The 20,385-nt window shown below is 63.9% G+C and carries 19 protein-coding genes; 12 read left to right on the top strand and 7 right to left on the bottom strand.

Annotated features, from left to right (window positions below):
* The first annotated feature begins 31 nt into the window (after positions 1 to 31).
* From BLU15_RS25460 to BLU15_RS25440, 5 genes are all read left to right on the top strand, one after another.
* On the top strand, positions 32 to 1,681 hold the full coding sequence (locus BLU15_RS25460) for an ABC transporter substrate-binding protein (protein WP_090299195.1): 1,650 nt from the start codon (positions 32 to 34) through the stop codon (positions 1,679 to 1,681).
* Positions 1,682 to 1,874: 193 nt separating this feature from the next.
* Complete coding sequence (locus BLU15_RS25455; protein ID WP_060529168.1) at positions 1,875 to 2,852, top strand: ABC transporter permease; 978 nt, start codon at positions 1,875 to 1,877, stop codon at positions 2,850 to 2,852.
* A gap of 1 nt (position 2,853) precedes the next feature.
* Positions 2,854 to 3,744, top strand: coding sequence for an ABC transporter permease (locus BLU15_RS25450; protein WP_034790082.1), 891 nt, complete (start codon positions 2,854 to 2,856; stop codon positions 3,742 to 3,744).
* Positions 3,741 to 4,544: an ABC transporter ATP-binding protein gene (locus BLU15_RS25445; RefSeq protein WP_034790084.1), complete on the top strand. Its 804-nt coding sequence runs from the start codon at positions 3,741 to 3,743 to the stop codon at positions 4,542 to 4,544. Before BLU15_RS25450 ends, BLU15_RS25445 begins: the two co-directional genes overlap by 4 nt.
* 5 nt (positions 4,545 to 4,549) lie before the next feature.
* Positions 4,550 to 5,449 carry an ABC transporter ATP-binding protein gene (locus BLU15_RS25440; RefSeq protein WP_090299244.1) on the top strand — a complete coding sequence of 300 codons (900 nt, stop codon included), beginning with the start codon at positions 4,550 to 4,552 and terminating at the stop codon, positions 5,447 to 5,449.
* A gap of 121 nt (positions 5,450 to 5,570) precedes the next feature.
* On the opposite strand, the gene BLU15_RS25435 is transcribed toward BLU15_RS25440, so the two are convergent.
* Both BLU15_RS25435 and BLU15_RS25430 read right to left on the bottom strand, forming a co-directional pair.
* Positions 5,571 to 6,611, bottom strand: a complete 1,041-nt coding sequence (locus tag BLU15_RS25435; RefSeq protein ID WP_034790086.1) for a glutamine synthetase beta-grasp domain-containing protein — start codon at positions 6,609 to 6,611, stop codon at positions 5,571 to 5,573.
* Positions 6,612 to 6,950: 339 nt separating this feature from the next.
* Entirely contained in the window at positions 6,951 to 8,366 is a 1,416-nt protein-coding gene (locus tag BLU15_RS25430; protein WP_090299192.1) for an aminotransferase-like domain-containing protein, read from the bottom strand.
* Positions 8,367 to 8,467: 101 nt separating this feature from the next.
* On the opposite strand from BLU15_RS25430, the gene BLU15_RS25425 reads away from it, so the two are divergent.
* The gene (locus tag BLU15_RS25425; RefSeq protein WP_034790119.1) at positions 8,468 to 9,331 is read left to right on the top strand and encodes a DMT family transporter; all 864 of its coding nucleotides are present in this window, start codon (positions 8,468 to 8,470) and stop codon (positions 9,329 to 9,331) included.
* Between the two features lie 34 nt (positions 9,332 to 9,365).
* Here the strand turns inward: BLU15_RS25425 and BLU15_RS25420 are convergent, their stop codons facing one another.
* Positions 9,366 to 10,259: a LysR family transcriptional regulator gene (locus BLU15_RS25420; protein ID WP_034790120.1), complete on the bottom strand. Its 894-nt coding sequence runs from the start codon at positions 10,257 to 10,259 to the stop codon at positions 9,366 to 9,368.
* A 112-nt stretch (positions 10,260 to 10,371) separates the two neighbouring features.
* On the opposite strand from BLU15_RS25420, the gene BLU15_RS25415 reads away from it, so the two are divergent.
* The 3 genes from BLU15_RS25415 to BLU15_RS25405 all read left to right on the top strand — a co-directional run bounded on the left by BLU15_RS25415 (position 10,372) and on the right by BLU15_RS25405 (position 12,340).
* Positions 10,372 to 11,241 carry an NmrA family NAD(P)-binding protein gene (locus BLU15_RS25415; RefSeq protein WP_034790122.1) on the top strand — a complete coding sequence of 290 codons (870 nt, stop codon included), beginning with the start codon at positions 10,372 to 10,374 and terminating at the stop codon, positions 11,239 to 11,241.
* Between the two features lie 45 nt (positions 11,242 to 11,286).
* Entirely contained in the window at positions 11,287 to 11,532 is a 246-nt protein-coding gene (locus BLU15_RS25410) for a DUF2798 domain-containing protein (RefSeq protein ID WP_034790124.1), read from the top strand.
* A 127-nt stretch (positions 11,533 to 11,659) separates the two neighbouring features.
* On the top strand, positions 11,660 to 12,340 hold the full coding sequence (locus tag BLU15_RS25405; protein WP_063891316.1) for a helix-turn-helix domain-containing protein: 681 nt from the start codon (positions 11,660 to 11,662) through the stop codon (positions 12,338 to 12,340).
* A 58-nt stretch (positions 12,341 to 12,398) separates the two neighbouring features.
* On the opposite strand, the gene BLU15_RS25400 is transcribed toward BLU15_RS25405, so the two are convergent.
* The gene (locus BLU15_RS25400; protein ID WP_090299189.1) at positions 12,399 to 13,370 is read right to left on the bottom strand and encodes a quinone oxidoreductase family protein; all 972 of its coding nucleotides are present in this window, start codon (positions 13,368 to 13,370) and stop codon (positions 12,399 to 12,401) included.
* A 166-nt stretch (positions 13,371 to 13,536) separates the two neighbouring features.
* Here BLU15_RS25400 and BLU15_RS25395 point away from each other — a divergent pair, with 166 nt between their 5' ends.
* Entirely contained in the window at positions 13,537 to 14,406 is an 870-nt protein-coding gene (locus BLU15_RS25395; RefSeq protein WP_060519931.1) for a LysR substrate-binding domain-containing protein, read from the top strand.
* 25 nt (positions 14,407 to 14,431) lie between these two features.
* Here BLU15_RS25395 and BLU15_RS25390 read toward each other — a convergent pair whose 3' ends face one another.
* Positions 14,432 to 15,472, bottom strand: coding sequence for a dipeptidase (locus BLU15_RS25390; protein WP_090299186.1), 1,041 nt, complete (start codon positions 15,470 to 15,472; stop codon positions 14,432 to 14,434).
* A 244-nt stretch (positions 15,473 to 15,716) separates the two neighbouring features.
* Between BLU15_RS25390 and BLU15_RS25385 the strand changes: the two genes are divergently transcribed.
* On the top strand, positions 15,717 to 17,237 hold the full coding sequence (locus BLU15_RS25385; RefSeq protein ID WP_090299183.1) for a serine hydrolase domain-containing protein: 1,521 nt from the start codon (positions 15,717 to 15,719) through the stop codon (positions 17,235 to 17,237).
* Between the two features lie 84 nt (positions 17,238 to 17,321).
* Positions 17,322 to 18,221, top strand: coding sequence for a LysR substrate-binding domain-containing protein (locus BLU15_RS25380; RefSeq protein WP_034790308.1), 900 nt, complete (start codon positions 17,322 to 17,324; stop codon positions 18,219 to 18,221).
* A 27-nt stretch (positions 18,222 to 18,248) separates the two neighbouring features.
* Here the strand turns inward: BLU15_RS25380 and BLU15_RS25375 are convergent, their stop codons facing one another.
* Entirely contained in the window at positions 18,249 to 19,109 is an 861-nt protein-coding gene (locus tag BLU15_RS25375; protein ID WP_090299175.1) for a D-amino-acid transaminase, read from the bottom strand.
* A 71-nt stretch (positions 19,110 to 19,180) separates the two neighbouring features.
* Positions 19,181 to 20,239: a P1 family peptidase gene (locus tag BLU15_RS25370; protein ID WP_060585760.1), complete on the bottom strand. Its 1,059-nt coding sequence runs from the start codon at positions 20,237 to 20,239 to the stop codon at positions 19,181 to 19,183.
* Between the last annotated feature and the right edge of the window lie 146 nt (positions 20,240 to 20,385).

Here is a 20,385-nt window from a genome sequence, read left to right as displayed (position 1 = left end):
GAAATCCTAGCGATCTAAAAGGGGAACTACCGTGAAAAAATCGCTTCTCGGCGCAGCGACCGCGCTCGCCCTCATCGCCGGCCCGGCGGCGGCACAGACCGTGCTGACGGCCAATATCGAGCCGGCGACCACCTGGGTTCGCAACTTCAACCCGTTCAACCAGACCTCGGCGCGCCAGAGCACGCTCGACTTCATCTACGAGCCGCTGGTCGTCTTCAACCGCTTCGACGGCAACAAGCCGGTCTTCCGGCTGGCCGAAAGCTTCAAGCTCTCGGACGACCTGAAGTCGATCGAGTTCAAGCTTCGTCCAAACCTCAAGTGGTCCGACGGCAAGCCGCTGACGGCGACCGACGTCAAGTTCACCTACGACTACCTGAAGAAGTTCCCGGCGCTCGACTTCGTCAGCATCTGGACCTTCATCACCGGTGTCGAGGCCGTGGACGCTGAGACCGTGCGCTTCACGCTCGCCAATCCGAGCTCGCTTGCAGCCGAACAGCTGGCGCAGCTGCCGATCGTGCCCGAGCACGTCTGGAAGGACATTGCCGAGCCGGTCACCTTCGCCAACGAAACGCCCGTCGGCAGCGGTCCGCTGACCGAAATCCCGCGCTTCACCGGCCAGACCTACGACCAGTGCCGCAACCCGCACTACTGGGACGCAGCAACGCTCAAGGTCGACTGCGTGCGCTTCCCGCAGCTTGCCGACAATAACCAGATCCTGACGGCGACCGCGTCGGGCACGCTCGACTGGGGCGTCTCCTTCATCCCGGATATCGAGAACGTCTATGTCGCCAAGGATCCGGAACACTTCCACTTCTGGTATTCGCCAAGCAGCATGGTCGCCTTCCTGTTCAACCAGGAAACGGCGAACGAAAACAACCGCAAGGCCTTCAACGACGTGAAGTTCCGCCGTGCCGCCTCGATGGCGCTCGACCGCGGCACCATGGTCGACGTCGCCGGCTACGGCTACCCGACGCTCAACGAAGACCCGGCAGGAATGGGCGAGCTCTACAAGAGCTGGGCCGATCCGTCGGTCGCCGCCGATTTCGGCAAGTACGGCAAGTACGATGCGGATGCCGCCAAGGCGCTGCTCGACGAGGCCGGCTACGCCGACAAGGACGGCGACGGCTTCCGCGACAACCCGGATGGCAGCAAGATCTCGTTCTCGATCATCGTTCCGAGCTCCTGGACCGACTGGATCGACACGGTGACGATCGCCGTCGAGGGCCTGCAGGCCGTCGGCCTCGACGGCAAGATCGAGACGCCCGAGGAAGCGGTCTGGACCGGCAACCTCATCAACGGCACCTTCGATGCGGCGATCAACAGCCTGCCGGCATCGGCCTCGCCCTACTACCCCTACAAGCGCGCCTTCAGCGCGTCGGACAAGGGCAAGACCCGCTTTACCTCGCAACGCTGGTTCAATCCGGATGTCGAAGCGCTTCTGACCGAGTTCACCCAGACCGCCGACCCGGCCAAGCAGAAGGAAGCGATGAACAAGGCACAGCGCATCGTCGCCGAAAACATGCCGATGATCCCGGTGTTCAACAACCCGAACTGGTACCAGTACAACACCAAGCGCTTCAAGGGCTGGGCGACGGCGGAAAACCCCTTCGTCAACCCGTCGATCACCCGCAACAACCCGGCGCGTCTTCTGCACCTGCTGGCGCTTGAACCGGTGAAGTGATCCCTGATCGAAGGCGCGGCGCCCTTTCGGACGACGATCCGGGAGGGCGCCGCATCTCGATCGGCAACGGTGGCGGGCGCTTTTCGTCCGCCACGCAATCGTCCTTGGGGTCAGTCTCCACGGGCGGTTCGACAAGAAGACAGCCCTGCCGCCTGACGCGCTCTTGCGGCAGCCGCAGTCGATGGAGTTCCCGATGGCCTTTTTGCTTCGCCGCCTCTGCTTCTATCTGGCGGCCTTCGTCGCAGCGGCGACGATCAACTTTTTCCTGCCGCGGCTGATGCCCGGTGATCCGGTGCAGATCATGTTTTCGAGCGCCGGCGCTGAACTGCCGCCCGAAAGCCTGCAGGCCCTGAAACTCACCTTCGGCTTCGTCGATGGCCCCCTTTGGCAGCAGTACCTCACCTATCTCGGCAGCATCTTCAGCGGCGACCTCGGCCGTTCCATCAAGTATTTCCCGCTGCCGGTGACCACCGTGCTCGGCAACGCACTCGTCTGGACCGTCGGTCTGATGGGAACTGCCACCATCGTCAGTTTCGCGCTCGGCACCTTCCTCGGCATTCTCGCGGCCTGGCGCCGTGGCAGCCTGTTCGACGTCATCGTTTCCGTCGGCGCGATCTTCGCGACCTCGGTTCCCGCCGTCGTCACCTCGCTGATCGTCGTCTTCACCTTCGGCTTCACGCTTGGCTGGTTCCCGACCGGCTATGCCGCCGATCCGGCGCTCGATCCCGCCTTCACGTTCGAATATATCGGCAGCATCCTCTACCACGGCATCCTGCCGATGCTGACGCTTTGCGCGGTTCTGACCGGCGGCTTCGCCGTGACCATGCGCAACAACATGATCAACCTGCTCGGCGAAGACTACATCGTCATGGCCCGCGCGAAGGGGCTCTCCGACACCCGCGTGATGATCTGGTATGCGGCGCGCAACGCCCTGCTGCCGACCGTCTCGAGCCTTGCCATCGCCATCGGCACTGTGCTCGGCGGCTCGCTGGTGACCGAGGTGGTGTTCAACTATCCGGGCCTCGGCAACATTCTCTACCAGGCGATCCTCGCCCGCGATTACCCCGTCATCCAGGGACAGCTCTTGATCATGACCGCCACCATGCTCATTGCCAATTTCATCGTCGACGTCAGCTACGTGCTGCTCGACCCGCGACTGAAGAGGGCGTGATATGAAAACCTCCTCCTTTCCGCTCATCCACAACCGCAAGGCCATGGTCGGCGCGCTGATCGTCGCCTTCATCCTGGCTGTCGCGATCGCAGCCCCCTTGCTGACCTCCTATGACCCGGGCGCGCGCGTCGGACGGCCGCATCAGTCACCGTCGCTCGAGCACTGGCTCGGTACCACCCGTATCGGCCAGGACGTCTTCGCCCGCCTCATCTACGGCGCACGCACGTCGCTCGCCGTCGGCTTCGGCGCCGGGCTTCTCATCACCATTGTTGGCACAGCACTCGGCATCATCGCCGGCTATCGCGGCGGCAAGATCGACGAGGTCATCAGCTTCTTCACCAACATGGTGCTGGTCGTGCCGAACCTGCCGCTGCTGCTCGTGCTCGCCGCCTTCATCGGCCAGGCAAGTCCGTGGGTCATCGCGCTCATTCTCGGCTGCACGTCCTGGGCCTGGGGTGCCCGTGTCACCCGCGCAGAGACGCTGTCGGTCAAACAGAAGGACTATGTGAAATCCGCCGAGATGATGGGCGAGCCACGCTGGCGCATCATGACCTTCGAAATCTTCCCCAACCTCATCTCGATCGTCGGCATCAACTTCATCGGCAGTGTGATTTTCGCGATCATCACCCAGGCGACGCTCGAGTTCCTGGGCCTCGGCGATCCCAAGGTCGTTTCCTGGGGCACGATGCTCTATGCGGCGCAGAAGGCCTCCGCCCTTTCGGTCGGCGCCTGGTGGGACATCCTGACGCCCTGCTTCGCGCTCGCCTTCCTCGGCATTGGCCTGTCGCTGCTCAACTTCGCCGTCGACGAAATCGCCAATCCGCGGCTTCGCACCGGCAACCGGCTCGGCCGCTGGTCCGCGCTCATCCGTTCCGGGGAGGGCCGCCTGTGACCGCACCTTTGCTTTCGGTCAAGAACCTGACCATCGATTACATTGGCGAGACCAACGATTTCCGCGCCGTCGACAATGTCAGCTTCGACGTTGCCCCCGGTGAGGTCTTCGGCCTTGCCGGCGAATCCGGCTGCGGCAAGAGCACGATCGCCTTTGCCATCAGCCGGCTGCACAAGCCGCCGGCGCTGATCCGCAAGGAAAGCGCCATCCTGCTCGACGGCCGCGACGTGCTCGACCTCGACCAGAAGGATCTCGCCGACTTCCGCTGGCGCGAAGTGGCGATGGTGTTCCAGAGCGCAATGAACTCACTGAACCCGGTGTTGCGCATCGAACAGCAGTTCTACGACGTCTTGAAGACGCACAAGCGCATCACCCGCGCACAGGCGCGTGATCGCACCGCCGAGATGCTCAAGCTCGTCGATATCTCGCCGGACCGGATGCGCGATTATCCGCACCAGTTTTCCGGCGGCATGCGCCAGCGCATCGTCATCGCCATCTGCCTTGCGCTCGATCCGCGGCTGATCGTCATGGACGAGCCGACGACGGCGCTCGACGTGGTGGTGCAGCGCGAAATCCTGCAGCGGATCAACGAACTCCGGCGCAAGCTCGGTTTTGCCGTGCTCTTCATTACCCACGACCTCGGGCTGATGGTGCAGTTCTGCGACCGCATCGGCATCATGCTCGGCGGCAAGCTGGTCGAACAGGGCACCGCCGACGCCATCTACCGGACACCGGAGCACGACTATACCAAGAAGCTCTGGGCCTCCTTCCCCTCGCTGCACGGAGGCGTTCTTCGATGACCGGCATGTCCGCACCCATTCTTACCCTGGACAAGGTCAGCAAGACCTTCGGCAATGGCCCCGCCGCCGTGCGCGCGGCGAGGGCTATCTCGTTCTCATTGCATGCGGGCCGGGCGCTTGCCGTCGTTGGCGAATCCGGCAGCGGCAAGACCACCTGCGCCCGCATCGCCATGCGCGAATACGAGCCGAGCGAAGGACGGCTGCTCTATAAGGGCAAGCCCGTCGACGCGGCCGGATCCAAGGAAATCGCCGACTATCGCCGCTCGGTGCAGATGATCTTCCAGGATCCCTTCGCTTCGCTCAATCCGGCCCACACCATCGCCTACCACCTGAAGCGGCCGCTGATGCTGCATCGTGCTGACATCAGGGGTGCGGCGGTCGACGAAGAGATCAAGGCCCTGCTTCGGCAGGTGAAGCTCGATCCTGAGATCGTCGCGCCGAAGTACCCCCACGAACTTTCCGGTGGCCAGCGCCAGCGCGTCAACATCGCCCGGGCGCTCGCGGCCAAGCCCGAAGTCATCGTCGCCGACGAGCCGACCTCGATGCTCGACGTTTCCGTGCGGCTCGGCGTGCTCAATCTCTTGAGCGAAATGAAGCGCGAGATGAATCTCGGCCTGCTTTACATCACCCACGACATCGCGACGGCCCGCTACGTCGCCGAGGATATCGCGGTGATGTATGCAGGCCAGATCGTCGAATGGGGCAATACCAGTAAGGTCATCGACAACCCGGCCCATCCCTATACCAAGCTGCTGCTCTCGGCTGTGCCGGATCCGGACATCCGCTTCGACGATCCGAACGCGCAGGTGAGCTCAGCCGAAGCCGATGAAACGCGCCGGCGTTCGGCGGCGACCCAGGAGACAATCCGCGAGGTCGAGCCCGATCATTTCGTGCGCGCGGCCTGAGCCGCCCACCGACTGGCTAAAACAAAAACGCCCCGCTTACCGCGGGGCGTTTTTGTTTGGTCGCGAAAAGCGCAACCCCGTCGATTTTTGGCCCGGCGCCCTCGTGCGCCGGGCCATAAAATCAGGCGGCTTCGCGCTTTTCGACGTCGGTCGGAACGGTGGAGATCGTCTTCAGGATCTGCGAAGCGATCTGGTAGGGGTCGCCCTTGGAGTTCGGGCGGCGATCTTCGAGATAGCCCTTGTAGTCGTTGTTGACGAAGCTGTGCGGAACGCGGATCGACGCACCACGGTCAGCAACACCGTAGCTGAACTGGTGGATCGAAGCGGTTTCGTGCTTGCCGGTCAGGCGCATGTGGTTGTCCGGGCCGTAGACGGCGATGTGGTCGGCACGAGCTTCGGCGAAAGCAGCCATCAGCTCTTCGAAGTATTCCTTGCCACCGACTTCGCGCATGTAGGCGGTCGAGAAGTTGGCGTGCATGCCCGAGCCGTTCCAGTCGGTGTCGCCGAGCGGCTTGCAGTGGTATTCGACGTCGATGCCGTACTTTTCGGTCAGGCGCTGCAGCAGGTAGCGGGCAAGCCAGATTTCGTCGGCAGCCTTGCGCGAGCCCTTGCCGAACACCTGGAATTCCCACTGGCCCTTGGCGACTTCCGCATTGATGCCTTCATGGTTGATACCGGCAGCCAGGCAGATGTCGAGATGCTCTTCGACGATCTTGCGGGCCACGTCGCCAACGTTGCTGAAGCCGACGCCGCAGTAGTAGGGGCCCTGCGGCGCGGGGTAACCGGCATCCGGGAAGCCGAGCGGGCGGCCGTTCTGATAGAAGAAGTATTCCTGCTCGAAACCGAACCAGGCGCCGTCGTCATCCAGAACCGTAGCGCGGGTGTTGGACGGATGCGGCGTCTTGGCATCCGGCATCATGACTTCGCAAAGGACGAGAACGCCGTTCTTGCGCTCCGGATCCGGATAGACGGCGACCGGCTTCAGCACGCAGTCCGAGCTGCTGCCTTCGGCCTGCATCGTCGACGAACCGTCGAAGCCCCAGAAGGGCAGCTGTTCCAGCGTCGGGAAAGCATCGAATTCCTTGATCAGGGTCTTGCCGCGCAGGTTCGGGGTGGGCTTGTAACCGTCGAGCCAGATGTATTCGAGCTTAAACTTTGTCATTTCGTTCTCTCACATGACGCCAGGAATGGCTTGGTTCCGAAGCGGTTGGGCAATCCAGACTGGCTGCCCGACGACCGATGAGCGTTAAGAAGCATTAATCGTGCCAACTCGAATTAAGCGTCGAGAATCCAGAAAAAAGGGTCACTAGGGGCAGGTGCGAGCGCGGCCGAACCGATGGCACAGCGCAAGGAAGCAGCGATTCGCACAAAAAATAGGCAAAACCTGCCCGACTCCGCGGCAAAGCAGGGCGGCAAGTCTGCGGTCAAAGATCCAGCGTCAGTAGATGCCGGCGATTGCCTGCAAAACGTGCAGTGGCGCAATGAACCGGACAGGTCAACTTCAGCGCCCGACGACGCATTGGCGCATGATCGCGGGCAGGACCTTGAACAGCCGCGCGTCCTCGCACTGGGAAACATTGAAGCGCATGAAGCCGTTGGCGGTTCCGGCGTGAGAAAAGACGTTGCCGGGCGCCAGCACGATTTCCTGCTGCAGTGATTTCTGCGCCACCTCGGCCGCGTCGATGCCATCGGGCAAACGGCACCAGAGAAACATGCCGGCCTGCGGCTCGATCCATGGCGTGATGCCGATCTCCCCGAGCCGCGCCGCCGTCTCGTTCATCGACCGTGCCAGGCGCTCGCGCAGTGCCTCCATGTGCTTGCGGTAGCTGCCGTCCTTGAGCATCGCAAAAACCAGCTCCGCCGCAAGGCTCGGCCCACCGAACGTGGTGGCGATCTTCAGGTCGACCAGCCCCTCGATCCACCCCCGCGGCGCGGCGATGAAGCCGCAGCGGATGGAGGCCGAGAGAGTCTTGGAGAAGCTGCCGATCTGCACGACACGCTCGAGCCCGTCGAAGGCGGCAAGCCGCGGCGCCGGCGTATGCTCGAAATCGGCGAAGATATCGTCCTCGACGATCGTCAGCCCGGCCTGTTCGGCGAGCTTCAGCAGACGATGGGCAACGACCGGCGAGAGCGTGGCGCTTGTCGGATTGTGAAGCCCGGAATTGGTGATGTAGAGCCGCGGCCGGTGGGTTGCGAGAACCTCAGCGAATTTCTCGAGATCGGGCCCCGAAGGCGTATAGGGCACGCTTACGACCTCTGCCCGATGGGCGCGCAGCAGAGCATGGAAATTGAAATAGCAGGGGTCGTCGACCACGACCGTATCGCCTGGCTCAATCAGGAAGCGGCAGAGCAGATCGATCGCCTGCGTCCCGGATTCCGTCAGGATGATCTGGTCGGGCGATGCCTCGACACCGTGCTCGCCGAGACGCCGCGCCAGAAGCTGGCGTAAGGGCCGATGGCCAAGCGGCGTTCCGTAGTCCGTCAGCCCGCTCGCCTCCAGCTTGGATGCCGATTTAAGAGCACGGCGGATTGCAGTTTCCGGCATCCAGTTCGGCGGCAGCCAGCCGCAGCCGGGCTTCAGCACGCTATCGCCCGTTTCCAGCGCCTGGCGCGATACCCACAGCGGATCGACGGCCCGGTCGAGCCGCGGACCGATCTCGGCCAAAGACAGAGGCGCCAGCGGCGCCGCCACGAAGAAGCCGGCGCCGGGCTTCGAGCGAATGACACCTTCGGCCACCAGCCGTTCATAGGCTTCGACGACGGTGGATTTCGAAACGCGCATGGTGTTGGCGAAGGCGCGGATCGACGGAAGCTTCGCCCCCGGCGTTAGGACACGCCCGGCGATCCGCTGCCGGATCGTCGACATCACGCCTTCGAGCAGCGTTTCGCTGCCGAGCTCCAACTCCTGAACCGTCATCCGTACTGCTCATACATCCAATACAGTTTTGCAAAACTGTACCGCATTGTCTCTGGCAGAGCCAGTCCGTTCGACGGATACAGACGAAAAAGGAGAATGCTATGGACAAGACGGCAGACGGTTGGATGAGCGGTTTTCTCGGGGTGCTGATCTTCAGCGGATCATTGCCAGCGACCCGCGTCGCAGTGATGGACTTTGATCCGGTGTTTCTGACAGTCGCGCGCGCGGCGATCGCCGGCCTGCTCGGCCTCTTGCTGCTTCTCATCTTCCGCCAGCCGCGACCGGCCAAGGCCGATCTCGTTTCGCTGGCAATCGTCGCCTTCGGCGTCGTGCTCGGCTTTCCGCTGCTAACCGCGCTGGCCTTGCAGCACGTCACCTCGGCGCATCTGATCGTCTTCGTCGGACTTCTGCCATTGGCAACCGCGATCTTCGGCGTGCTTCGTGCCGGCGAGCGGCCGCGCCCAGCCTTCTGGTTCTTTTCCTCGCTCGGCAGCGCCGCGGTCGTCGGTTTCGCGCTGGTGCAGGGCTTTGCCGCATCGCCCGTCGGCGACCTCCTGATGCTCGGCGCCATCATTGTCTGCGGCCTCGGCTATGCCGAAGGCGCCAGCCTTTCGCGCAAGCTTGGCGGCTGGCAGGTGATCTGCTGGGCGCTGGTCCTGTCCTTGCCGATCATGCTGGCGCTGACGCTCTTCACGCTGCCGGCCTCCTTCGCAGCCGTCACCAACGGCGCCTGGGCGGGCCTTGCCTATGTCTCGCTCTTCAGCATGCTCGTCGGCTTTGTCTTCTGGTATCGCGGCCTTGCGCTCGGCGGCGTCGCCGGCGTCGGACAGTTGCAGTTGCTGCAGCCCTTCTTCGGCCTGGCACTCGCTGCAACACTTCTCGGCGAGCCGGTCAGCTGGAGCATGCTGGCCGCGACCGGCGCGATCGTGCTCTGCGTTGCCGGCGCCAAGAAATTCGCGAAATAGGCGGCTTTTCACGGGGCGGCGCAGCCCAAGCCCTTCAGAGGCGGTCGAGCTTCAACCGCGCGCCGAGCAGATCGAGAAAGCGGCGGATCTTTGCAGATGGGGTCCGCCCTTCCAACCACAGCGCATGGATCGGCACCGGGGCCGGCTCGAAGTCTTCAAGCACGGTTTCGACCTTGTCGGCATCGATCAGATGTTTGATCTGCCAGAGCGGCGAAAAGCCAAGGCCGAGGCCCTGCTCCACCGCCGCATAGATCGCATTCATCGAGTTGGTGCGAAACCCGCCGCTCACCTTGACGGCGCGAGCCCGCCCGTCGATGCTGAACATCCAGACGCCGGGTCGCTCGTCGCCCGTGCGCGTGACGCAACGATGCGCAGCGAGTTCCTGCGGATGAGACGGCCGGCCGAAGCTCGCAAAATAGGCGGGCGAGCCGAAGACGACGCGGCGAAGCGCGCCCAGGCGCTTGCCGGTCAGGCCAGAATCCTGCAGATCGCCGATCCGCAAGACCAGATCGAGTCCGCTCGCTGCCAGATCGACGAAGGCATCGGAGAGGTCGAGATCGACCTCGACTTCCGGATATTTCGCCATGTACTCGGCGATCACAGGTATCAGGAACCGCGGCGCAAACAGATTGGGCGCCCCAAGGCGCAGCACGCCTGACGGCTCGGAGCGCCGCTGTGCGGCCTCCTCGCGCGCGTCGTGTATCTCCTCCACCGCAGGCTTGATGCGCAGATAAAAGCTCTCGCCCGCCTCGCTCGGCATTGAGCGGCGGGTCGTGCGATGCACCAGCTCGACACCGACATCGGCTTCGAGCATGGCGAGCGACCGGCTGATGGTCTGGAGCGGTCTGCCCAGGCGTTTCGCCGCGGCCGTCAGGCTCCCCTGCTCGACGATGGCCAGAAAGGCCTCCAGATCTTCGATGCGGCTCATTCGATAATCCCGTTTTGCTGGAGAATAAATCACATTTTGCGTCGATTGTCCGCATTGTTGTGCAGCACTAGCTTGAGATCGTCACATCACGACGGCTCGAAAGGCAGACCCCATGAACCAGCGCTCCAACACGATCCTTGTCGTCGGTGCCACCGGCCGCTTCGCCGGCCTTGTCCTTCCCGAACTGGCGCGGCGCGGCGCCAGGGTCCGTGCCCTCATCCGCGACGAAGCGCAGGGCACGATTGCGAAATCGCTCGGTGCATCGGAGATCGCGATCGGCGATCTGCGCGAGCGCACCAGCCTTGACCGGGCACTTGAGGGCGCTGACGGCGTCTTCCACATCGGCCCGGCCTTTGCGCCGGACGAGGCGGCGATGGGCGTATCGATGGTCGAAGCCGCCGTTCGCGCCAGCGTCCGGAAGTTCGTTTTCTCCTCGGTCATCCAGCCAACCCATGTGCGGCTGAAGAACCATGCAGCCAAGATCCCGGTGGAGGACGCGCTCTATTCCTCGCCGCTCGAATACACCATTTTGCATCCGGCAAACTTCATGCAGAACCTGCGGTCGGCCTGGGCGAGCGTGCTTGCCACCGGCAGCTTCGCCGAGCCGTTTCCGACAGCAACGCGCATCGCCCGTGTCGACTACCGTGATGTCGCCGAAGTCGCGGCCATTGCCCTCACGGAGGACCGGCTCGCCTATGCGACGCTGGAACTTAGCGCCGAGGGCCGGCACAACCGCGAGGAAATCGCCCGAATGATGAGCGCCGCGCTCGGTCGGCCGATCGTTGCGGCAACCATCGGCTTTCACGAATGGGCAAAACCGATCGCCGCGAAATACACCGACCACCAGCTGGAGCTGCTGTCCAAGGTTCACGCCCACTATGCCGAAGTCGGACTTGGCGGAAACAGCCTGACGCTGCGCGCCGCTCTTCAGCGCGAACCGCGCAATCTCGAGAGTTTCATTCGCGAGCTGGCGCAGGCCTAACGGTCGGCGGCCACACCTATTCCCTTACCCCCCGGAGTTCACCTCATGTCAAAAAAGCTTCCGCATCGATACCAGGCCATCGTCATGCCGCTTGTTCTTTCCGTCCTGATGTCGGGCATCGTCTCCTTCGTCTCGACGGCCATCGGCAACGGCATCCATCCCGATATTCTCGCACTATGGATCAAGGCCTGGGCTTTCTCCTGGCTGGTCGCCTTTCCGAGCCTGCTCGTGGTTCTTCCGCTCGTGCGCCGCATCGTGGCGGCGACCGTCGAACAGCCGCGCAGCAACTGACCGATCTCGCGCTATTCACCCCGAGCCGACCTTTCGGGCGCAACCGATATTTTTAGGATATCTAAAAACGATTGACAGGAAATCGGGCCGCGCCCTAGCTTGAGGAGAGACGAGAAGGGGACAGACAGTGACGACGGACCATGCCAGCGGCGCTTCGACCGGCGAGGCAGAAACGCCGCCGCTCGGCGATCGCCTGCGCCAACGGCGAAAGGCCCTGAAGATGACGCTTCAAGAGGTCGCCGACGAGGCCGGTTTTTCCGTCGGCTTCATCTCGCAGATCGAGCGCGGCATCACCGTCCCGTCGCTGACCTCGCTGATCGCTGTCTGCCGGACCTTGAAAGTCGAGGCCGGCAGCTTCCTCAATCCGCCGAAGGTGGCGACGCCATTTACCCGGCGCGAACACCGTCCGGTCTATGGGCTCGGCGGAGAAAGCGGCAAGGCCGTCTCCTATGAGCGGCTCTCCGCCTCCTTTCCCGGCAACGTGCTCAGAAGCACTATTATCCACGAGCCGCCCGGCCATCGCAGCGAGCCAATGTCGCATGAGGGAGAGGAAATCTTCTTCATCCTGAAGGGAGCGTTGACGCTGGAGGTGGACGGCGAAGCGATGGTTCTCGAAGCGGGCGATTCCGCTCATTTCCCGTCGCTGCGCACCCATACGATGTGGAACCACACCAGTGAGCCGACCACGATCCTGCACACCTGCACCATGGACGTCTTCGGCGACGGAGCGCCCTCAGGAAGCCCCACCGACAGCCTCGCCGTGACCCGGGCCGAGAACCGGCTCGAGGGGATCGCCGAAGGCAAGTGACGGGCGCCACAGCCAGCGCCGCCACGAGTTCTTAGAACATATCGCCCCATCGCTGGCCTTACGGCAGGAGCACCAAGGCGCCTGTCGTCTGGCGTCCTTCGAGCCGGCGATGCGCCTCGGCTGCCTCGGCCAATGGCAGACTCGCGTGCACGCGGATATTGACCGCGCCGCGCGCGACAACGTCGAAGAGATCCTTGCTCATCGCCAGCACGTCCTCGCGTCGCGATAGATGCGCCGGTAACAGCGGCCAGGTGGCATAAAGCGATCCCTTCTGCGCCAGCGTCGTGATGTCGAAGGGAGGGATCGAGCCGGAAGCGGCGCCGAAACTGACGAAATGACCGAAGGGGCGCAGGCTGTCGAGCGAACCTTCGAACGTCGCCTTGCCGATGCTGTCGTAGACGACGTCGACCCCCTCGCCTTCGGTGATTTCGAGCACGCGCGTTGCAAAGTTCTCCTTGCCGTAGTCGATCACGTAGTCCGCACCATTGGCCCGCGCCAGTTCGGCCTTCTCCGGCGAACCGACGGTGCCAATGACCTTTGCCCCAAGATGTTTCGCCCATTGCGTCAGGATCAGGCCGACACCGCCCGCGGCCGCATGAACGAGGAGGGTGTGGCCGGCCTCGACCCGGAAGGTGCGACGCAACAGATATTGCGCCGTCAGCCCTTTCAGCATCATCGCCGCACCCGTCTCGAAGTCGATATCCTCAGGCAGATGCACGAGGACACGGGCCGGCACATTGTGTTCCTCGGCATAGGCTCCGAGCGCCTCGGCATAGGCAACGCGGTCACCCGGCTTGAAGCCCTCGACATCGGGCCCGACAGAGACCACCTCTCCGGCTCCCTCCTTACCTGGGATGAATGGAAGCTGCGGCGGCGGGTAGGCGCCGCTGCGCAAATAGATGTCGACGAAGTTGACGCCGATCGCCCGGTTGCGCACGCGCACTTCCCCCGGGCCGGGTTCGCCGAGTTCGAAATTTTCGTAGGCGAGCATATCGGGCCCGCCGTGCTGATGCACGCGGATAGCTTTCATGGATCTGGTCCTCTGGTTGAGTTGGCTGGTCCTGGCCGCCTCCAGGCGGCGGCCGATGCCGATCTGCCTGATGCTGCCTCGCCTTCCTCGCTGATCACATCTGACAGATAGCCATGCGTGAGTTGCCCGTGTAGACTGATATCAATGACAACAGAGTTCAAACTTCATGATATCTGACCAGATTGGCATCGACCTCCTTCGCAGCTTCGTCGCGGTCTGCCGGCAGGGTAGCCTGAACCGCGTCGCCACCCAGACCGGCCGCACGCAATCGGCGCTGAGCATGCAGATGCGCCGGCTCGAAGATCTGCTCGGCCGACAACTCTTCACCCGCACCGGTCGCGGCGTCGTGCCGACACCCGAAGGCGAATTGTTCCTCGGATACGCCACGCGCATGCTGGCGCTTGGCGACGAAGCGGCGGCGCGGCTGCGGCAGGCTGACCTGAGCGGTGGCGTGCGGGTCGGGCTGGCCGAGGAAGTGGCAACGACGGCGCTGCCCGAAGCGCTCGGTCGACTGCGGCGCGGCTACCAGGAGATCCGGCTCGACGTGGTGGTCGAGCAATGCGTGGCGCTTGGAAAGACCTGGCCTGAAGGCGACCTCGATATCATGGTCGTGCCGACCTCCGTGATCACAGCCGACGCCCTCACCACCTGGAATGTGGAGCTGCAATGGGTCTGCGCGACGGACTACGCCTTCGACGAGACCCGACCGATCGACCTTGTTGCCTTCGCCGCACCCTGCCTCTGGCGCCGACGCATGATCGAGACCTTGGCCGACCAGGGCCGGGAACACCGGATCACTTTTACCAGCCAGAGCATCACGGCGCTGCAGGCCGCGATCGAGAACGGGCTCGGCATTGGTTTGCTTCCGCCGGACGCGATACGCGCGGGCACGATGCGGGCGCTGCCCGCCTCGTCAGCCGTACCGAAGCCGTTTGCCGTCCAGTATGGGCTTTTTGCCAGGGATCGGCGATCGGCCGTCGTCGATTGCGCGATCAGCGTGCTGCTCGAAGGCTTGCCGATCGCTTCAAGGACCTAACGTCCTTCGCGGCTGAGCGCGGCGCTCACCCGCCCCAGGTTGTCTCCAGCACGCGGATCCAGTTGCCGTGGCAGATCTTTACGAGTGCCGCATCGTCATAGCCGCGGGTGCGCAGCAGGTCGACGAGCAGCGGCAGATCGGCCGCGCTGCGCATCGCAGCAGGGATGGCCGTACCGTCGAAGTCAGAGCCGAGCGCCACATGATCGATACCGATACGCTCGACGATATAGTCGATGTGGTCGACAAGGAGCGAGAGCGGCGTATCCGTGTTCCTGGTCCCGTCCGCGCGCAGGAAAAGGACGCCGAAGTTGATGCCGGCCAAACCGCCGGTGTCCCTGATCGCGTCGAGCTGACGGTCCGTCAGGTTGCGGCTATGCGGGCAGAGCGCGTGCACGTTGGAATGGGAGGCGACGAGCGGCGCCTGCGACAGCGCGGCGATGTCCCAGAAGCCCTGCTCGTTCATGTGCGAGAGATCAAGCATGATCTTCAGCTCGTTGCAGGCGCGCACGAGATCCTTGCCGGCCTCGCTGAGGCCTGGACCGATATCGGGTGAAGAGGGAAAGCGGAAGGGAACGCCATAGGCAAAGAGGTTCGGCCGGCTCCAGACGGGGCCGAGCGTGCGCAGACCCGCGGCGTGAAGCACATAGAGCGCGTCGAGATCGGCGCCGACCGCCTCGATACCCTCGATGTGCAGCACCGAGGCAAAGGCACCCTCGTCCATGGCGGCGCGGATATCGGCAGCACTGCGGCAAATCTTCAGCCGGCCCTCCGACTGGCGTTCGATCCGCATCAGCAGGCTCGTCATGCCGAGCGTGGCTTCGAGTGCGCTTTGTTGATCGGGCGTTGCAAACTCGCCGCTGCCATCCTTGGCAAGGCCGGGCGAGGCGACGTAGACGGCGCAGAGGCCGCCGGCAAGGCCACCCGCCGCGGCCTTGTCGAGATCGATATGCCCGGTATCGACGCCATCGAGGAAGCGGCGCTCGGCAGCGCCGCCCGGCGAACGCCAGAGCCGCGACAGCACGTCGTTATGTCCGTCAAAGACCGGGATTTTCGCTTGCGTCGCCAATTCTGGATCGCCTTCTCAACCTGTTGTCCTCAAGTGCGACTCATGGATAGTCGCCGACGGACCATAGACATTGGGTGCGGGAACCGCACCCTTTTCCCCGCCGGCCTAACGCAATGCAGGCGGGCCGGGCAAATGCAAACCGTGCATAGGCCCTGCCGGAATCGGAATTGGCGGCACGAGGTTCTGTCGTGCTTAGTCGGAGATACGCGTGGGAAACCACTGCGACCAGAATTGGAGAATGGACATGACGAAGCCGGCATCGCTGGATTGGCAAGCCGCCGAAGCGGCTGCGAGGCGCCTGACCGCACAATGGGTGGCAGACGAACCGGGCGGCGCGGTCATCGGCTTCGATGCATCCGGACCGCGCTTCTCGCATGCGGCCGGCGTCGAGAGCCTCGCGACATCCGCCCCGTTCACGCTCGACAGCGTCGTGCGCTATGCGTCCCTCACCAAGCACGTCTTCTCAGCGATGGTGCTCGCCCACGCCGACCTTATCGGTCTCGACGATCCGCTCGGCCAGCATCTTCCGGAACTGCGGTCGCCACTTGCGCGCGTGACGGTCGGGCAGGCGCTCGACATGAGTGGCGGCCTGCCGGATACCCGCGAATGCCTGTCGTTGCTCGGCCTTTCCGTCTACACGGAGACCAGGGCCGGACCGCTGCTGGAGTACCTCTCACGCCTGGAGCGGCTGAACTTTGACGCCGGCACCGAGGTCTCATACTCCAACACCGGCTATCGCCTCATCGAAGCGGCTTTGGAGCGCAAGGGCTTCCGCTTCAACGATTTCGTCCAACGGGAAATCGCGGCCCCGCTTGGCATCGCGCTGAAGGCGCCGGATGTCTGGAACGATCCGGTGAGGGACCTCGTTCCCGGCTACTGGCACTCGGGCGAAACCTGGCAGCTATCTGCCGCTGGCCTGCACATTTCCGCATCGGGCAGCCTCACCGGCAGCGCCGGGGCGCTTGCCACCTGGCTGCAGGCGCTGCTCGGTGGCGAAGGCCGCTTCGCCGGTCTTCTGCAGAAGTTGCAGGCGCCCCGATATCTCGCCGACGGGCGACCAACAGGATACGGGCTCGGCCTGCGCAACTCGTCGCTCGGCGGCCGCGAATTCGTTGGCCATGGCGGTTCACATCCCGGCTACAAGACCTATTTCCTCCTCGATCCCGAAACGGGCGCCGGCTTCGTCGTCGTCTCCAACCGCGAGGACACCAACGGTTACAAGATCGCGCTCGAAAGCATGGCAGCGCTCACCGGCATTCCTCTGCCGACCCCGGCAGCCGATCTCGGCGACGGTCTCTACGTGACGGAGGCCGGTCCCTGGTGGGTCGAGGTCAAGGGCAGCACCTGCACCTATCTCGATGCGGATGAGACGCTCTATGACGACGGCGACGGCTGGGCCTCGTCGCGCTCGGCCTCATCCCCTGTCCGGCTGCGCCGCGACGGCTCCGCCCTTGTCGGCGAGGTCGGCCATGCGGCACAGTGCTTCCTTCCAGCGGCGACGCATGAGCCGCTGCCGGCGTCGCTCTCCGGGGTCTGGCGCTCCGACGAAAGGGCGGAATTCACGGTCGAGAACGGCGCGGTCCTGATGGGCGTCGGCCCCGTTCGTCAGACGATGGCGCTCACTCCGCTCGGCAATGGTCGCTTCCTGTTCACGCTGAGCGATGGCCCCTGGGTCAAGCGCATCTGCCTGCATCTCCTCGGGCCCGATCACCTCGAACTGGTGACGAGCCGAGCCCGGATGATCGAATATCGCCGACGCGCCTGATTTTTCTTGATGACGCGCGGGCGCTGCCACAAAAGAAGCCCGGTCGCCGGCGAATGACGGACCGGACTTCAGGAGTGCATGCCCGTGGAAATCAAATGGCTTGAGGACTTTCTGGCGCTCGCCAGTACGCTGAACTTCTCAAAGGCGGCGGACGAGCGCCATGTCACCCAATCCGCCTTCAGCCGCCGCATCCGGCAGTTGGAGGCCTGGCTCGGCGCCACGCTCGTCGACCGCGCGACCTATCCTTCGCGCCTGACGGAGGCGGGGTCGAAATTCGTGCCGGTGGCGCAGGAGACTCTGAAACAGCTCTACCAGGCAAGGCGCAATCTGCAGCAGGAGGAAGGCTCCGACGCCCGCACCATCAAGCTGACAGCGCTGCACACGCTCTCCTTCACCTTCTTTCCCGCATGGATGACACGGGTCAACGCCCGGAGCGGGCCGCTCTTCTCCCGACTTCGCCCCGATTCCGGCAGCATGGAGGAAAACCTCAATTCGCTTGTCGACGGCGAATGCGACTTCCTGCTGACCTACGCCCATACCCAGGTCCCGCACCTGCTCGACCCGCAGGCCTTCGAACATCGCGTGCTCGGCCACGAACGCATCATCCCCGTTTCGGCGGCGAATGAAGCGGGGGAGCCCCTGCACCGGCTGGAAGGCGGCACGAAACCGTTCCCGCATTTGAGCTACGAAAAATCGTCGTTCTTCGGCCAGCTTCTGGATGATCTGATCGGGCGCGAGCTGCCGCCGGCGCAAAGGGTGCACGAAGGCAGCATGTCGGTGGGGCTGAAAGCCATGGCCGAATCCGGATGGGGCATCGCCTGGGTGCCCGAAAGCCTGATGACGGATGAGCTGGCGAACGGCTCGCTGGTCAGGGCCGCCGACCCACGCTGGGACGTCAGTGTCGAGATCCGGCTCTATCGCGCCAAGGAAAACCGCCGCCCGATCGTCGGCCGCGTCTGGCAGAGCCTGGAAGCTGTCGCCTAAGCGACAGCCCTGGCCCGCACGGGCGAGCTAGATCGCCGTCTGCCGTGCACGTTCCAGATAGAGTTCGCGCAGGCGCTTGACCACCGGGCCCGGTTCACCGCTACCGACAGGCTTGCCGTCGATGCGGGTGATCGGCGCAACGAAGTTCGAAGCGCTGGTGAGGCACGCTTCGCGGGCGTTGAGCGCCTCTTCGAGCGTGAAGGGGCGTTCTTCCAGCGTCATTCCCTGTTCGGCGGCGAGCGCGAGAGCGGCGAGCCGGGTGCAGCCGGGCAGCGTCTTGTGGCTGTTGCCGCGCGTGACGATGCGGTTGTCCGCCGTGACGATGTAGGCGGTGGAGGAAGCACCTTCCGTCACGAACCCGTCCTCGATCATCCACGCCTCATCGCAGCCTTCAGCCTTGGCGATGCGCTTCGCGATCACCTGCGGCAGCAGGCACACGCTCTTGATGTCGCGGCGCGCCCAGCGCTGGTCGGGCACGGTCTTGACCGACAGCCCCTTGGTGGTGGCCGTCACCAGCGTCTTTGCCTGGGTGAAGAGCACCAGCGTCGGCTTGATATCCTCGGAGAACAGAAAGTTCCGGTCCTCGGCGCCCCGGGTGAGCTGCAGATAGACCATGCCTTCGACAAGGCCGTTCTCTTCGATCAGCCGCTTTTCGATCGCGACGATCTCGTCGGTCGATACCGGCAAAGGCACATCGATTTCACGCGCGCAGCGCTCCAGGCGCGCCATATGCGATGCGCTGTCGATCAGCCTGCCCTCAAGCACGGCGGTGACCTCGTAGATGCCATCACCGAAGAGGAAGCCGCGATCGAAGATCGAGAGGCGCGCCTCGTTCTCGGGCAAAAACTCGCCGTTGAGATAGACGGTGCGGATGGACGGCTGGGACATGTAGGCTCCGTAAAAATTGGTTTGGCAGAGGCGCATGGACCGCAACACCGAACGCGATCCAGGGGCACAAATCAGTGTTCGCTGAGCGCGCGAAGCCGTTCGAGCGAGATCGCCTCGACCGTGCTCGGCTTGCCGTTCGCGGCATTGAAACCATGCGTCGTGCGGGCCATGGTCAGCGAATTGAGGATGGCCTCCTCCGTCGCCTCGATGGCCGCTTCGAAGAGCGGCGATATTAGGTCGTTTGGAAGATCGGGATAGTCGGCAATCGCGGCCCGGCGCGCCTTGGTGCGACGAACGGCGGCAGCCGTCGAGAAGGCGAGCGCATAATCGCCGGAACCATTGCTGAGCGCGGCGCCGGTGCGGGCCAGGCCGCCGAAGGCGCGTTCGGCCAGACGCTTGAGGTTGCGGGAAGAGAGCGGCGCATCGGTCGCGATCACGATGACGATCGAACCGTCGCGGTCGTGTGCCGCCGGCGCCTCATAGGCACGACCGCAGACGGTGAGCCGGCCGCCATAATTGGATTGGACGAGCACGCCGAGCGTAAAGACCTCGCCTGCCGCCTTCACAAGTCGCGAGCTCGTACCGATGCCGCCCTTCAGCCCGAAGGCCACCGTGCCGGTTCCGGCACCGACAGCCCCCTCCTCGACGGCACCGGTCTTCGCGGCGGCAAGGGCAGCGCCGATCTCGTCGATCGTCGGGCGACCGGCGCGGATATCGTTGAGGCGGGAGTCGTTAGTCTCGCCGACGACCGCGTTCAGCGACACGACCTTCTCGTTGCCCGGCTGCGCCAGCGTCCAGCGATTGACGACCTCGATGGCGCGTCCCGTCGCCAGCGTGTTGGTGAGAACGACGGGCGTTTCCAGCTCGCCGAGCTCCTCTACCTGGGTGGAGCCCGCAAACTTGCCGAAGCCGTTGAGCACAGCGAAGCCGGCCGGCACCTTGTCCTGAAAGAGGTTGCCGTCATGAGGCAGTATGGCGGTGGCGCCGGTGCGGATGCAGTCGGCCTCGACAACGGTGGCATGGCCCACCGCGACACCCATCACATCGGTGATCGCATTGAGCGGTCCGGGTTCGTAAGCACCCGGGCGGAAACCGATGTCGCGAAGCCGTAAACGCTTGATATTTGTCATTTTTCGCCGTTTTCCTCACCCATCGCCGCGGTCGCGAAGCAGTCATTTCGTCGCAGGCGACCCTACCTGTATCGGCGGCAAAACGGCATCGCAAAAATGGAATAGTTTCATGAGAAGCCTGCAACGCCGCCCTTCGCGGTCGGTCG

Source organism: Ensifer sp. YR511 (assembly GCF_900103045.1).
In the GTDB taxonomy this organism is placed as follows: domain Bacteria; phylum Pseudomonadota; class Alphaproteobacteria; order Rhizobiales; family Rhizobiaceae; genus Ensifer; species Ensifer adhaerens.
This window is presented reverse-complemented; position numbering and strand designations above follow the sequence as displayed.

Coding starts and splice junctions, on each gene's coding strand:
- BLU15_RS25455 (WP_060529168.1), top strand. CDS start 1,875: ATGGCCTTTTTGCTTCGCCGCCTCTGCTTCTATCTGGCGGCCTTCGTC.
- BLU15_RS25450 (WP_034790082.1), top strand. CDS start 2,854: ATGAAAACCTCCTCCTTTCCGCTCATCCACAACCGCAAGGCCATGGTC.
- BLU15_RS25440 (WP_090299244.1), top strand. CDS start 4,550: ATGTCCGCACCCATTCTTACCCTGGACAAGGTCAGCAAGACCTTCGGC.
- BLU15_RS25435 (WP_034790086.1), bottom strand. CDS start 6,611: ATGACAAAGTTTAAGCTCGAATACATCTGGCTCGACGGTTACAAGCCC.
- BLU15_RS25430 (WP_090299192.1), bottom strand. CDS start 8,366: ATGACGGTTCAGGAGTTGGAGCTCGGCAGCGAAACGCTGCTCGAAGGC.
- BLU15_RS25425 (WP_034790119.1), top strand. CDS start 8,468: ATGGACAAGACGGCAGACGGTTGGATGAGCGGTTTTCTCGGGGTGCTG.
- BLU15_RS25420 (WP_034790120.1), bottom strand. CDS start 10,259: ATGAGCCGCATCGAAGATCTGGAGGCCTTTCTGGCCATCGTCGAGCAG.
- BLU15_RS25415 (WP_034790122.1), top strand. CDS start 10,372: ATGAACCAGCGCTCCAACACGATCCTTGTCGTCGGTGCCACCGGCCGC.
- BLU15_RS25410 (WP_034790124.1), top strand. CDS start 11,287: ATGTCAAAAAAGCTTCCGCATCGATACCAGGCCATCGTCATGCCGCTT.
- BLU15_RS25400 (WP_090299189.1), bottom strand. CDS start 13,370: ATGAAAGCTATCCGCGTGCATCAGCACGGCGGGCCCGATATGCTCGCC.
- BLU15_RS25395 (WP_060519931.1), top strand. CDS start 13,537: ATGATATCTGACCAGATTGGCATCGACCTCCTTCGCAGCTTCGTCGCG.
- BLU15_RS25385 (WP_090299183.1), top strand. CDS start 15,717: ATGACGAAGCCGGCATCGCTGGATTGGCAAGCCGCCGAAGCGGCTGCG.
- BLU15_RS25375 (WP_090299175.1), bottom strand. CDS start 19,109: ATGTCCCAGCCGTCCATCCGCACCGTCTATCTCAACGGCGAGTTTTTG.
- BLU15_RS25370 (WP_060585760.1), bottom strand. CDS start 20,239: ATGACAAATATCAAGCGTTTACGGCTTCGCGACATCGGTTTCCGCCCG.